Origin of the sequence: Streptomyces sp. DH-12 (assembly GCF_002899455.1) — a bacterium.
GTDB lineage: Bacteria > Actinomycetota > Actinomycetes > Streptomycetales > Streptomycetaceae > Streptomyces.
Window position 1 is genome coordinate 2,221,970 of record NZ_PPFB01000001.1, and the last position, 13,833, is coordinate 2,235,802.

At 74.7% G+C, this 13,833-nt stretch carries 10 protein-coding genes; 3 read left to right on the forward strand and 7 right to left on the reverse strand.

Features of this window, described 5'->3' with window-relative positions; genetic code table 11:
• The first annotated feature begins 170 nt into the window (after nucleotides 1-170).
• Entirely contained in the window at nucleotides 171-1,820 is a 1,650-nt protein-coding gene (locus tag C1708_RS08805; protein ID WP_106412134.1) for an FAD-dependent monooxygenase, read from the forward strand.
• A 216-nt stretch (nucleotides 1,821-2,036) separates the two neighbouring features.
• Here C1708_RS08805 and recX read toward each other — a convergent pair whose 3' ends face one another.
• The 4 genes from recX to C1708_RS08825 all read right to left on the reverse strand — a co-directional run bounded on the left by recX (nucleotide 2,037) and on the right by C1708_RS08825 (nucleotide 5,821).
• Complete coding sequence (gene recX / locus C1708_RS08810) at nucleotides 2,037-2,849, reverse strand: recombination regulator RecX (RefSeq protein ID WP_106412135.1); 813 nt, start codon at nucleotides 2,847-2,849, stop codon at nucleotides 2,037-2,039.
• Nucleotides 2,850-2,852: 3 nt separating this feature from the next.
• Entirely contained in the window at nucleotides 2,853-3,971 is a 1,119-nt protein-coding gene (gene recA / locus C1708_RS08815) for a recombinase RecA (RefSeq protein WP_106412136.1), read from the reverse strand.
• A gap of 270 nt (nucleotides 3,972-4,241) precedes the next feature.
• The gene (locus tag C1708_RS08820) at nucleotides 4,242-5,567 is read right to left on the reverse strand and encodes an AI-2E family transporter (RefSeq protein ID WP_106412137.1); all 1,326 of its coding nucleotides are present in this window, start codon (nucleotides 5,565-5,567) and stop codon (nucleotides 4,242-4,244) included.
• Nucleotides 5,568-5,626: 59 nt separating this feature from the next.
• Nucleotides 5,627-5,821, reverse strand: coding sequence for a DUF3046 domain-containing protein (locus C1708_RS08825; RefSeq protein ID WP_093765185.1), 195 nt, complete (start codon nucleotides 5,819-5,821; stop codon nucleotides 5,627-5,629).
• Between the two features lie 80 nt (nucleotides 5,822-5,901).
• On the opposite strand from C1708_RS08825, the gene C1708_RS08830 reads away from it, so the two are divergent.
• On the forward strand, nucleotides 5,902-6,837 hold the full coding sequence (locus C1708_RS08830; protein ID WP_106412138.1) for a hypothetical protein: 936 nt from the start codon (nucleotides 5,902-5,904) through the stop codon (nucleotides 6,835-6,837).
• 44 nt (nucleotides 6,838-6,881) lie between these two features.
• On the opposite strand, the gene C1708_RS08835 is transcribed toward C1708_RS08830, so the two are convergent.
• Genes C1708_RS08835 through C1708_RS08845 form a run of 3 tightly spaced genes read right to left on the reverse strand, consistent with a single transcriptional unit; the run spans nucleotide 6,882 to nucleotide 8,874 of the window.
• Nucleotides 6,882-7,190 carry an AzlD domain-containing protein gene (locus tag C1708_RS08835; protein WP_106412139.1) on the reverse strand — a complete coding sequence of 103 codons (309 nt, stop codon included), beginning with the start codon at nucleotides 7,188-7,190 and terminating at the stop codon, nucleotides 6,882-6,884.
• A complete protein-coding gene (locus C1708_RS08840; RefSeq protein WP_106412140.1) occupies nucleotides 7,187-7,864 on the reverse strand; it encodes an AzlC family ABC transporter permease in 678 nt (225 codons plus the stop codon). The genes C1708_RS08835 and C1708_RS08840 overlap by 4 nt, the downstream gene beginning before the upstream one ends.
• Entirely contained in the window at nucleotides 7,804-8,874 is a 1,071-nt protein-coding gene (locus tag C1708_RS08845) for an AraC family transcriptional regulator (RefSeq protein ID WP_106412141.1), read from the reverse strand. Before C1708_RS08845 ends, C1708_RS08840 begins: the two co-directional genes overlap by 61 nt.
• A gap of 74 nt (nucleotides 8,875-8,948) precedes the next feature.
• Here C1708_RS08845 and C1708_RS08850 point away from each other — a divergent pair, with 74 nt between their 5' ends.
• Nucleotides 8,949-13,805, forward strand: a complete 4,857-nt coding sequence (locus C1708_RS08850) for an ATP-dependent helicase (protein WP_106412142.1) — start codon at nucleotides 8,949-8,951, stop codon at nucleotides 13,803-13,805.
• Nucleotides 13,806-13,833: the final 28 nt, after the last annotated feature.

Here is a 13,833-nt window from a genome sequence, read left to right on the forward strand (position 1 = left end):
GTCACGTGCCGGGACCGCTTCCGCAGCGGCTCATGATCGCCACCGCCCTTCGGTCACTTGACGCAAGCACCGGCAATAGGTTGCATACGTTCTGTGATCGTGCACCCTGCTCCATCTTCCTGTTCCCCCACGTCCTCCCCGACGTCACTCCGAGCAGGGGGCGCCGCGCCGTGGACCCGGTGATCGTCGTCGGAGCGGGGCCCGTCGGGCTCACGCTGGCGCTGGCGCTGGCGCGTCAGGACGTGCCGTGCGTGGTCCTCGACGAGGGGCCGGGCAAGGACGAACCCCGTCCCGCCCGCACCGTCGTGCTGCGTGAGGACACCGCCGCGCTGATGGAGCGGCTGACCGGCCTGTCCCTCGGCCACGCGGGCTTCCGTTGGGCCGGATGGCGGTCGATGCGGCGCAAGCAGGTGACGGGCGAGGTCGCCTTCCAGGACGCCGAGGCCGCTCCCCTGCACATCGCCCAGCACGTCCTGACCGGCGCGCTGCGCGCGGTGCTGGGGAACGAACGGCTCGTCGAGATCGTCGCCGACAGCCGGCTGGACACCATAGAGCAGGAACGCTCCGGCGTCACCGCCCGCACCCGGGGCTCCTCCGGCACCTGGTGGCGCGGCAGCTACCTGGTCGGCTGCGACGGCCCGCGCTCCACCGTGCGCAAACTCCAGGACATCCGCTTCCCCGGCCGCACCGCGGTCGAACGTCACGCCGTCGCCGCCCTGCGCACCGAACTCCCCTGGCAGGACGAGGCGCTGCTGCACCGCTCGCCGCCGTGGCGCACGTCCGGCCCCTTCGCCGGCGAGATCACCGCGCGCCCGCTGCCGGACGGGGTGTGGCGGCTGGACTGGCTGCTGCCGCCCGGCAAGGACCTGGTCACCCCCGAGATGCTGCTCACCCGCATCCGGGAGACCCTGGCCGGCTGGAACGGCGGCTCGGTGCCGCCGTACGAACTGCTCGACACCGGGGTGCACACCGTCCACCACCGGCTGGCCCGGCGCTGGCGGGCCGACCGCGTCTTCCTCGCCGGGGACGCGGCGCACCTGCTCGGCGCGCTGGGCACGCACGGGCTGGACGAAGGGCTGCGCGACGCCGACAACCTCGCCTGGAAACTGGCCCTGGCCTGGCACCACGGCCCGCACGACGCGCTGCTCGACAGCTATCAGACCGAGCGTCGCGCCATCGTCTCCTCCCGGCTGCGCGCCGCCGACCAGGCACTGCCGCTGCTGCGCGGCGGCGGAGGGCTGCGCGCCTACGTCCCCGGCTCCTCGCGCGGCCTCGACACGCTCCTGATGGACGGTCACCTCGGGCGGGGCGCACTGGGCGCGCCCGGCACGTACGCCGACTCGCCGCTCGCGCCCGGCCCTCTGGAGGGCGAGGCGCCGGTCGGCACGGCGCCGGGGGCGGCGGTCACGGACGTGGTCGTCACCGCCGAGGACGGCGCCTTCGTCCGGCTACGGGACCGGCTCGGGCGGGGCGCCCTGCTGGTGGTGCTGGTCGCGCCGGGCACCGGGGTGTGGGAACGCCGGCACTGGGTGTCCGCCGGGATCATGCCGCGGCTGGCGGCCGCCGTCTCCGCGCTGCCGCACCGCGCGGAACTGCTGGTCGCCGAGAGCTATCCCGGCGCGGCGGCCCACACGGTACTGCTCGTCCGCCCCGACGGGCACCTCGTCACGGCGCTGAGCGGGGTCCGCCCGGCGGACATGTACGCGGCGGCGGAGGCGGCCCTTGGCGGACCGGCGGTCTCGGCGGAGTCGAGGGATGCGGGAGACCCGGGCGATTCGGGGGCGAAGGCCAGGGAGGACGCGGGGGCGGGGTCTCGGTGAGGTGGGGTGCCTGCTGGGGGCGGGCCTTGGTCTGGGCGTGAGCGCCCCGGCGCGTTGGGGTGCGCTGAGGGCGGGGGTGCCTGGGGCGAGGGTGCGCTGGGCGTGGTGCGGCTGAACACGGTGCCGTCGAGCGGCGGCTTCCAGGCCTGGCGGGCGGCGGGACCACCGGTGGCACCGGCAGCCGCGCAGGCGGAGCACCCGTCTCCGGCTGCCCGCTCAGTACCCCTCGTCACCGAGGAACTCGGTGTCCTCGCCCTCCTCCTCCAGCGCCTGGCGGACCACGCGCAGGGCGAGTCCCTCCGGGTAGCCCTTGCGGGCGAGCATGCCGGCGAGGCGGCGTATCCGCTTGTCGCGGTCGAGTCCGCGGGTGGCGCGCAGCTTGCGCGCGACCAGTTCGCGGGCGGTCTCCTCCTCCTGCTCGGAGTCGAGCCGGGAGACGGCCTCGTCGACCAGCGCGGGGTCCACGCCCTTGGTGCGCAGCTCACGCGCGAGGGCGCGTCGGGCCAGCCCGCGGCCGTGGTGCCGGGACTCCACCCAGGCGTCCGCGAAGGCGCTGTCGTTGACCAGTCCGACCTCCTCGAACCGGGACAGCACCTCCTCGGCGGCCTCGTCGGGGATCTCCCGCTTGCGGAGGGCGTCGGCGAGCTGCTTGCGGGTGCGCGGGGTCCCGGTGAGCAGCCGCAGGCAGATCGCCCGCGCCCGCTCCACCGGGTCCCCCGGAGGTTCCTCCCGCTCTGCCCTCACCGATGCGGAGGCGCCTCCGTCCGCCGCGGCCGCCTCGCCGAAGGAGCGGCGCCGGCGTCCACGTGCACCGTGCGGCTCGCCGTCACGCGAGCCACCCGTCCGTGCCGTACGACCGCCGCGTCGCCGACCGCCGCCACCGCCCGCGTCCGGGCGGCCGGGGTCCGCGCCGTCGTCGTACGCCGTGTCACCGCCGACGGCCGGGTCCTCGCCGCCCACGGTGTCCCTCCCCCGTGGGACACCGGGAGCGTCGTACTCGTACTCGGCCCAGTCGGTTCGTCGGGTCACGGGTCAGCTCTTGGCCGCCGCGGCCTTGGACTTGGAGCCCTTGGCCGCCGGGACCGGTACCGCTGCGGGCTCGGCCGGAGCGGCGCCCGCGGCGTCCGCGCCCGCCTCGGCGGGGGTCTCCTCGGGCCGGACGCCCACGCCCAGCTTCTCCTTGATCTTCTTCTCGATCTCGTTGGCGAGGTCGGGGTTGTCCTTCAGGAAGTTGCGGGCGTTCTCCTTGCCCTGGCCGAGCTGGTCGCCCTCGTACGTGTACCAGGCGCCGGCCTTGCGGACGAAGCCGTGCTCCACGCCCATGTCGATCAGACCGCCCTCGCGGCTGATGCCCTGGCCGTAGAGGATGTCGAACTCGGCCTGCTTGAAAGGCGGCGCGACCTTGTTCTTGACGACCTTGCAGCGGGTGCGGTTGCCGACCGCCTCGGTGCCGTCCTTGAGGGTCTCGATGCGGCGGATGTCGATACGCACGGAGGCGTAGAACTTCAGCGCGCGGCCACCGGTCGTGGTCTCCGGGGAGCCGAACATCACTCCGATCTTCTCGCGGAGCTGGTTGATGAAGATCGCGGTGGTCTTGGACTGGTTGAGCGCGCTGGTGATCTTCCGCAGGGCCTGGCTCATCAGACGGGCCTGCAGACCCACGTGGCTGTCGCCCATCTCGCCCTCGATCTCCGCGCGGGGGACGAGCGCCGCGACGGAGTCGATGACGATGAGGTCGAGGGCTCCGGAGCGGACCAGCATGTCCACGATCTCCAGGGCCTGCTCGCCGTTGTCCGGCTGGGACAGGATGAGGTTGTCGATGTCGACGCCGAGCTTCTTCGCGTACTCGGGGTCGAGGGCGTGCTCCGCGTCCACGAACGCGACCTGGCCGCCGGCCTTCTGCGCGTTCGCCACCGCGTGCAGGGTCAGGGTCGTCTTGCCGGAGGACTCCGGTCCGTAGATCTCCACCACGCGGCCGCGCGGCAGACCGCCGACGCCGAGGGCCACGTCGAGCGCGGTCGATCCGGTCGGGATGACCTCGATGGGCTCCTTCGACCGCTCGCCCATGCGCATGACCGCGCCCTTGCCGAATTGCCGTTCAATCTGTGCGAGCGCGGCGTCGAGCGCCTTCTCGCGGTCGGTTCCTGCCATGGGTTCCACCCGGTTTGCTTGAGTCGATCGCTTCACGTCAAAGACGCTAACGCCTGCCACTGACAACGCGCCCCGACGCACGTCCGGCCTGTGGATAACTCGGGCCCATATCCACCCCGACTGGGACAGAACGCCCGGAGTTGAGCCTCACCGGCTCCCCCATAAGAATAGATGTTCGATTTTTGTGTCAAGCCGAACCACCGGCCCCCCGAGCCCCCGGACCCCCTCGTCGCCGGGGCCCCGCCCCGCGGCGCCGGAAGCCCCGGGCCCTCACACTCCGGCCGTCCCGCCGTCCCCCCTGCCGGTCGTCCCGGAGCCGGGCGCGCCCGCACCGGCCGTCCCGGCACCGCTCGGCCCGGCACCGGCCGGTTCCGGGCGCCGCTGTGCCCACAGGCCCCGGACGCGGCGGCCCAGGGCGCCCGGGCCGCCGGAGCCGCGGTGGCCGAGGACCCTCGGGTCGTCGGTGACGTCGTACCGCTTCACGTACGCGCCGAGGAACGCCTGGAGCGTGGCGACGGCGGGGATGGCGATCAGGGCGCCCACGGCGCCGAGCAGGGCGGTGCCCGCGATGACGGAGCCGAAGGCGACCGCCGGGTGGATGTCGACGGTCCGGGCGGTCAGCTTGGGCTGCAGCACGTAGTTCTCGAACTGCTGGTAGACCACCACGAACACCAGCACCCACACCGCGTACCAGGGCGCGACCGCGAAGGCGATCAGCATGGGCAGCGCGCCGGCCAGGTACGTGCCGATGGTGGGGATGAACTGCGACACCAGCCCCACCCACACCGCCAGCACGGGGGCGTAGGGCACGTCGAGGAACTCGAGCAGGACGTAGTGCGCGAGGCCCGAGACGAGGGCCATCAGACCGCGCGAGTAGAGGTAGCCGCCCGTCTTGTCCACGGCGATCTCCCAGGCGCGCAGCACCTCGGTCTGCCGGGCCGGCGGCAGGACGGAGCAGATGGTGCGGCGCAGCCGGGGCCCGTCGGCGGCGAAGTAGAACGAGAACAGGCCGATGGTCAGCAGCCGGAAGAGCCCGCCGAGCACCTGGGCGGACACGTCCAGCACGCCGGTGGCGCTGTTCTGCACGTAATTGCGCAGCCAGTCGGACCTCAGCAGGTTCTCCTGGATGTCGACGCGCCGCAGTTCGGTGTGGAAGTGGGCGTTGACCCAGTTGATCACCGAGTCGAGGTACTGCGGGAAGTCCTCGACGATCGTGATGATCTGCTCCGCGAGCATCGAGCCGAGCAGCGTGACGAACCCCGCCCCCACGACCAGGACGCCCAGGAGGACGAGGAAGGTGCCGAGACCCCGCCGCACACCGCGCGCGGCCATCCAGCTCACCGCGGGTTCCACGGCGAGCGCCAGGAAGAACGCGATCAGGACGTTGATGAGCAGCCCGGTGAGCTGGTGGAAGGCCCAACTGCCGAGCTGGAACACGGCGACCAGGGCGAGCGCGAGCACCATGGCGCGCGGCAGCCACCGCGGCATGCGGGCGTTCGGCCGGGGTGCGGGGTCCACCGGCGGGCCCGCGGGCGGGGGTGCGCCGGGCACGGTCGTGTTCTGGCCCGCGGGCCCGGTCTCGTCGGTGGCTGCCACGGCCCAAGTTTCACCCACGGCCGCGACAACTGTCCGCTCCTGTGGGATCCATGTGACGATCAGCGCAGTTCCCGGGGGACGCCCATCACGGAGCAGACCACCTGCCAGACGTCCTTGGCGTCCCAGCCGGCCGCCAGCGCCTCGTGGACGGTCCGTCCGCCGAGTTCGGACATGACATGGTCGCGCGCGAAGGTGTCGGCGTAGCCCGCGCCGAAGTACTCCGTCATGCGCTCCCAGAAAACCGTCAACCGCATGCCTCCCAGTATCCCGCCTGCGAGGGTGCCACCGGCCCACGGGCCCTGCGGGGCTCCGTGGCGCCCCTACGGTCGGTGCCATGGCCGACACCGCAGCCGTACCGCTCACCCCGACACCCTCTTCGCAGGGCGCGCTCGCGCGCGCGGAGCGCTTCGTGTGGCTCACCGCGCGCGTACTGGAGCAGCGCCTGTTCGCCCACCACTTCCGCGACGGCGCCGCAGGCCCCGTGGAGACGGCGCTGGAGGCGTACCGGAACGACGACGGCGGCTACGGTCACGCGCTGGAGCCCGCCCTGCGCGGACCGGCCAGCCTGCCCGCCCACATCGCACGCGCGCTGCACGTGCTCGACGCGGTGGGACGCTGCGACGCGCGCCGCGCGGAGGACGTGTGCCGTTATCTGACGTCCGTCTCGACGGCGGAAGGTGCGCTCCCGTGCGTCCGCCCGGCCGGGAGCGGCGACGATCCGGCCGACGCGCCCGGCTCGCTGTCGGCCACCGCACCGGTGGTGGGGCTGCTGCACCGCAACGAGGTGTGGCACCCGTGGCTGTTCCGCGCGACCCACTTCTGCCGGCAGGCCGTGGAGTCGCTGGAGACGGCACGCTCCGACGAGGTGGAGGCCGCCGTGCTCTTCCTCGACCACGCCCCGGACCGCGCCCGCGCGGAGGCCGCCGCCGAGCGACTGGGCCGCCTGGTGCGCCGGGAGCGGCTGGTGGAGCTCGGCCCGGACGGCCCCGGCGCGCAACGGGGCGCCCCCGGCCGCACCCCGGGCGACCGCCGCTTCCCGCACGACTACGCGCGGACGCCGGACTCACTGGCGCGCGCGTGGTTCACCGACGCGGAGATGGATCGTTCCCTGGACCGCCTCGCGGCCGGGCAGCAGGACGACGGAGGCTGGCCCGCCCGCCGGTCCCCGGGCGCCTCCGAACCCGCCCCGGGCGCCCTCGCGGAGTCCCGCCCCATCGCGACGATCGAGGCACTGCGCACCCTGGCCGCGTACGGCCGCCCCCTCGCCTGAGGCGCACGGCAGCCCGCGCGAGGACCGGACGAGGCCGCCTCGCCTCACCCGCCCAGGGCCCGCACCCCCGCCGTCACGAGCACGGCCGCCGCCACCACGAGCAGGAACGGCGCACGCAGCAGGAGCGCCACGGCGGCGGCCGCCAGACCGGCGGCCCGCGCGTCCAGCACCAGGGCGCGTCCGTCCGCGAAGGCCTGCTGGGCCGTGAGGGCGGCGAGCAGGGCGACGGGCAGCAGCGCGGCGAGCCGGCGCACGAGGGGCCGTTCGAGGGCCCCGGCGGGCACCAGCAGCCCGGCGAGCTTCATGGCGTAGCAGCCGACGACGGTCAGACCGATCGCGAGCCAGATGGTCACCGCTCCTCCTCCCTCATGTGGTCGCGCGACGCGTTCCTGCGGCCGTGCGCCCACAGGACGACCGGTGCCGCGAGCGCGGCCACCAGGACCGGGACGCCGGCGGGCAGGACGGGCAGCAGGCCGAGCCCCAGCAGCACGGCGAGCGCGGCGACGGCCCGCTCGGCGCCGGTCCGCAGCATGGGCGCGAGCAACGCCAGGAAAACGGCGGGTCCGGCCGCGTCCAGGCCCCACGCGTCGGTGTCCCCGATGGCGTCCGCGCCCAGCGCGCCGAGCAGTGTCGTGAGGTTCCACAGGATGTAGAGGCTGAGCCCGGTGACCAGGAAGCCGATGCGGGCGCTGCGCCGGGTGGGCTGGGCGAGCGAGACGGCGGCGGTCTCGTCGATCACCCACTGAGCGGCGAACGGCCGCATCGCGCGGGGCAGCGCCAGCAGCTGCGACAGCCGCAGCCCGTAGAAGGCGTTGCGCACGCCCAGGAAGAACGCGCCCGCGGCGGCCGTGACGGCTCCGCCGCCCGCTGCCAGCGCTCCCACCAGGGCGAACTGGGAGGCGCCGGTGAACACCAGCAGGCTGAGCGCACAGGTCTGGAGCAGACTGAGCCCGTTGCCCGCCGAGGTCACGCCGAAGGCGAACCCGGAGAGTCCGACGGCGACCCCGACACCGAGGGCGTCCCGCACGACGGCGCCGTCCGGCTTCCCTCCGCCCTCGGGGAGTGCGTTCCCCCCGCCCTCGGGGAGTGCGTTGCCTCCTGCCTCAGGAGATGCGTTCCCTCCGATGTCGGATCGTATGTCCGTGTGCTGTGCTGTCCGTTCCGCTGCCACGCCCCGGACGCTACGGAAAGGCCGCCGCGCGCGTCTTGTACGTTCTTGCGCTCGCGCTGGTAGGCGCCCGGCGGGACGCCGACGATGCGGCCGAAGTGCCGGTTGAGGTGCGGCTGGTCGGTGAAGCCCACGGTGACGGCCGCCTCGGACGGTGTCGTCCCGGCGTCCAGCAGCCGCCGGGCCCTCCGTACGCGCGCGTCGGTGAGCCAGGTGTGCGGGGGCATGCCGTAGGAGTCGCGGAAGGCGCGCAGCAGGGCGAACGGGCTGGTGCCGAGGTCGGCGGCGAGCTGCTCCAGGGTGGGCGGGGCGGCCATGCGCTCCTCGAGCACGGCACGCGCGCGTGCCGCGGTCCGGGCGCCGGCCGTGCGGACCTCACGCCGGGGCAGGGCGCCGCCGTTCAGCCGCAGCAGCCGGGTCACCACGACCCGCAGCAGGGTGTCGGCGGCGAGCGCGTTGCCCTCGTCGGTGGCCCGGAGCACGCGGTGGACGAGCCGGACCGTGTACGGGTCCTCGAGGACCGGCGTGACGAAACCCGGGGTGCCGCGCAGGGTGGTGGTCTCGGCGGCGATCGCGGCCACCACGTCCGGCGAGGGGTAGACGGCCCCGTACTGCCAGCCCTCGGGAACGCCCGCCCGGCCGGTGTGAGGCGTGTCGGGGTTGACCAGGGCGAGGGCGCCGACGCCCGCGTACTGGTCGGTGCCGCCGTGGTGGAAGACCTCGACGCCGTCGGCGATGGCGGCGATCACGAAGTGCTCGTGGGTGTGCCGGACGAACGACTTGCGGATGTAGCGGGCACGCAGCAGGTCGACACCGGGCAGTTCCTCGTACCGCCAGTGCCGCGCCCGTTCCCCGCGCGATTCCGCCATACCGTCATTGTCACGCGGCCCGTCCGGTGCCCCGGACCGGCCCGATTGTCAGTGGCCGGGTGCACGATGGACGCATGGTCAGCGATCCGCGCCGAGCCCTGGACGGTTTCTCCCCGGCGACCCGTGCCTGGTTCACGGGGGCCTTCTCCGCGCCCACCGCCGCCCAGGCCGGCGCCTGGCAGGCCATCGGTGCGGGCTCGGACGTGCTGGTGGTGGCCCCCACGGGATCCGGCAAGACGCTGGCCGCGTTCCTCGCCGCCCTGGACCAGCTCGCCTCGACGCCCCCTCCGGCCGACCCCAGGAAGCGCTGCCGGGTGCTGTACGTCTCCCCGCTCAAGGCGCTCGCCGTCGACGTCGAGCGCAATCTGCGCAGCCCCCTGACCGGCATCCGGCAGGAGGCCGTGCGTATGGGGATGCCCGAGCCGGAGGTGAAGGTCGGCATCCGCTCGGGCGACACCCCGCCCGCCGAGCGCCGTTCCCTCGCCACGCGGCCGCCGGACATCCTGATCACCACGCCCGAGTCGCTGTTCCTGATGCTGACGTCCGCCACGCGCGACGCGCTCGCGGGCGTGGAGACGGTGATCCTCGACGAGGTGCACGCGGTCGCGGGCACCAAGCGCGGCGCCCACCTGGCGCTGTCCCTGGAGCGGCTGGACGAGCTGCTGCCGCAGCCGGCCCGCCGCATCGGCCTGTCGGCGACGGTGCGCCCGGTGGACGAGGTGGCGCGCTTCCTGTCCCCGCGCCGCACGACGGAGATCGTGCAGCCGGAGTCGGGCAAGGAGTTCGACCTGTCCGTGGTGGTGCCGGTCGAGGACCTGGGCGAGCTGGGCGGCTCCCCGGTCCCGGAGAGTCCGGAGGGCGCGGAGCGGCCGTCGATCTGGCCGCATGTCGAGGAGCGGATCACCGACCTGGTGCAGTCGCACCGCTCGACCATCGTGTTCGCGAACTCCCGCCGGCTCGCCGAGCGTCTGTGCAACCGGCTCAACGAGATCGCGTACGAGCGGGCCACCGGCGAGCCGCCGCCCGAGCACCACTCCCCCGCCGAGCTGATGGGCGGTTCCGGAGCCGCCCAGGGCGCGCCGGCGGTCATCGCGCGGGCGCACCACGGCTCGGTGTCCAAGGAGCAGCGCGCCCAGGTGGAGGAGGACCTGAAGGCGGGCCGGCTGCCCGCGGTGGTCGCCACGTCCAGCCTGGAGCTGGGCATCGACATGGGCGCCGTCGACCTGGTGGTGCAGGTCGAGTCGCCGCCGTCGGTGGCGTCCGGACTCCAGCGCGTGGGCCGCGCGGGCCATCAGGTGGGCGCGGTGTCCACGGGCGTGGTGTTCCCGAAGTACCGGGGAGACCTGGTGCAGGCCGCCGTCGTCACGGAGCGGATGCGCACGGGGGCGATCGAGTCCCTGCGCGTCCCGTCGAACCCGCTGGACGTCCTGGCGCAGCAGCTCGTGGCGATGACGGCGATGGACACCTGGCAGTTCGACGACCTGCTGGCGGTGGTCCGCCGGGCGGCCCCGTTCGCCTCGCTGCCGGAGTCCGCGTTCACGTCCGTGCTGGACATGCTCGCCGGCCGCTACCCGTCGGACGCCTTCGCGGAGCTGCGCCCGCGCGTGGTGTGGGACCGGGTCACCGGCGAGATCACCGGACGCCCCGGCGCCCAGCGCCTGGCCGTCACCTCGGGCGGCACGATTCCCGACCGCGGCCTGTTCGGCGTGTTCCTGGCGGGCGCCGACCCCAAGAAGGGCGGGGGCCGGGTCGGCGAGCTGGACGAGGAGATGGTCTACGAATCGCGCGTGGGCGACGTCTTCACGCTCGGCACCAGTTCGTGGCGCATCGAGGACATCACACGCGACCGCGTCCTGGTCTCCCCCGCGCCGGGTGTGCCGGGCCGGCTGCCGTTCTGGAAGGGCGACCAGCTGGGCCGGCCGCTGGAGCTGGGCCGCGCGCTGGGCGCGTTCCTGCGCGAAGTGGGCTCGCTGTCCGACGAGGACGCCCGGCTGCGGCTGCTGGCGGCGGGGCTGGACGCCTGGGCCGCGGACAACGTGCTGTCGTACCTGGCGGAGCAGCGCGAGGCGTGCGGCCACATCCCGGACGACCGCACCATCGTGGTCGAGCGCTTCCGTGACGAACTGGGCGACTGGCGCGTCGTCGTGCACTCCCCGTTCGGCGCCCAGGTGCACGCCCCGTGGGCGCTCGCGCTCGGCGCCCGCCTCTCCGAGCGGTACGGCATGGACGCCCAGGTGATGCACGCCGACGACGGCATCGTGCTGCGCCTCCCGGACGCCGACCTGATGGGCCTGGACCTGCTCGACCAGGAGCCGTCGAAGACCGGCGCCGCGTACGACGCGGACCAGGCCCCCGTGGGCGCCGCCGACGTCGTCTTCGACAAGGGCGAGGTCGACCAGGTCGTCACCGACCAGGTCGGCGGCTCGGCCCTGTTCGCCTCCCGGTTCCGCGAGTGCGCCGCCCGCGCGCTGCTGCTGCCGCGCCGCAACCCGGGCCGGCGCACCCCGCTGTGGCAGCAGCGCCAGCGCGCCTCCCAGCTGCTCCAGGTGGCCGGCGAGTTCGGCTCGTTCCCGATCGTCCTCGAGGCGGTCCGGGAATGCCTCCAGGACGTGTTCGACGTCCCCGGTCTGGTCGAGCTGATGGGCGACCTGGAGTCCCGCAAGGTGCGGCTGGTCGAGGTCACCACCCCGGAGCCGTCCCCCTTCGCCCGCTCCCTGCTGTTCGGGTACGTCGCCCAGTTCCTCTACGAGGGCGACTCCCCGCTCGCCGAGCGCCGGGCCGCCGCCCTGTCGCTGGACTCCCGGCTGCTCGCGGAACTGCTCGGCCGGGCGGAGCTGCGCGAGCTGCTGGACGCCGAGGTGCTCACCGGGCTGGAGCGCGAGCTGCAGTGGCTCACCGAGGACCGGCGCGCGAAGGACGCGGAGAGCGTCGCCGACCTGCTGCGCCTGCTCGGCCCGCTGACCGACGCCGAGCTGGCCGAGCGGGGCGCCGAGCCGTCGTGGGCGCAGGAGCTGGCCTCCGCGAGACGCGCCATCCGGGTGCGCATCGCGGGCGAGGACCACTGGGCGGCCGTCGAGGACGCGGGCCGGTTGCGCGACGCGCTGGGCACGGCGCTGCCGGTCGGCGTGCCCGAGGCGTTCACCGAACCCGTCAAGGACCCCCTGGGCGACCTCCTCGCGCGGTACGCGCGCACCCACGGCCCCTTCACGTCGGCCACGGCGGCGGCCCGCTTCGGACTGGGCGTGGCCGTCACCGAGGGCGCGCTGCAGCGGCTCGCGGCGGCCGGCCGGGTCGTCCAGGGCGAGTTCCATCCGGCCGGGATCGGACAGGAGTGGTGCGACGCGGCCGTGCTGCGCCGGCTGCGCCGCCGCTCCCTGGCCGCGCTGCGGCACGAGCTGGAGCCGGTGCCGCCCGCCGCGCTGGCCCAGTTCCTCCCCCAGTGGCAGCACATCGGCAAGGGCCACTCCCTGCGCGGCATCGACGGACTCCTGCGGGCCGTCGAACAGGTGCAGGGCGCGTCCGTGCCCGCCTCCGCCCTGGAGAAGCTGGTCCTGCCGTCCCGGGTGGCGGACTACACCCCGGCCATGCTCGACGAGCTCACCGCGGCCGGAGAGGTGATCTGGGCCGGCGCCGGTTCGCTGCCGGGCAAGGACGGTTGGGTCTCCCTGTACCTGGCGGACGCGGCCCCGCTCCTGCTCCCTCCCCCGCACCCGCTGGAGACGACCGCGCTGCACGAGTCCGTCCTCGCCGCCCTGTCCGGCGGCTACGGCCTCTTCTTCCGGCAGATCGCCGACCAGGTCCGCGCCACCACGCACCCCGAGGCGAGCGACGTGCAGCTGGCCGACGCCCTGTGGGACCTCGCCTGGTCCGGACGGCTCACCAACGACACGCTGAATCCCCTGCGCGCCCTGCTCGGCTCCGGCCGCACCGCGGGGTCCACCGCCCACCGCGCCAAGCGCGCGGTGCCGCGCGGACGTTACGGCTCCCTCACGGCGGCCGCCCGCAGCGCCTCCCGCACGGGCCCGCCCACCGTCGCCGGCCGCTGGTCCCTGCTGCCCGGCCGGGAGGGCGACACCACGGTCCGCGCCCACGCGCTGGCGCGCACGCTGCTGGACCGGCACGGCGTGGTGACCCGTGGTGCCGTCGCCGCCGAGGGCGTCGAGGGCGGCTTCTCGGCGGTGTACCGCGTGCTGTCCGCCTTCGAGGAGACGGGGCAGGCCCGGCGCGGCTACGTCGTGGAGGGCCTCGGCGCCGCCCAGTTCGCGATGGACGGCGCCGTGGACCGCCTCCGCGCGGCGGCCGACGCCCGGGAGCGCGACGAGGGGCGGACGGCCCTGGACGCGCCCGCTCCGTTCGGCACGGGGGCCGGCCCCTACGGGATCCCGCCGGGCCGGGACGACACGCCGTACCTGCCCTCGCGGCCCGGTGAGTACGTCTCGCCGCGCGACCTCGCCGCACAGGGCTCCCCCCAGCCCTGGCGGAACGGCGGCGGCCCCTCGTACGACCCGTTCGCCGGCCGCCGTACGGGACCGGACCGCCCCTCCCGTGCCGTCGTGCTCGCCGCCGCCGACCCGGCCAACGCCTACGGGGCGGCGCTGGGCTGGCCGGAGCCGCCGGACGGCGCGAGCCACAAGCCGGGCCGCAAGGCGGGCTCCCTGGTGGTGCTGGTGGACGGCGAGCTGACGCTCTACATGGAGCGCGGCGGCAAGACCCTGCTGGCCTGGCCCGCTGGTCCCGGCGCCGGCCCGGCCGACGACCCGCGGCTGCCGGTCGCCGCCGAGGCGCTCGCGAACGCCGCCCGCGCGGGCTCGCTCGGCACGGTCACCGTGGAGCGCGTCAACGGCGCCCCCGCCCTGACTTCCCCGCTGGGCGCCCTGCTGGAGACCGCGGGCTTCGTGGCCACGCCCAGGGGGCTGCGCCTGCGCGCCTGACCGCGGCCTGCCCCGACGTGACACCCTT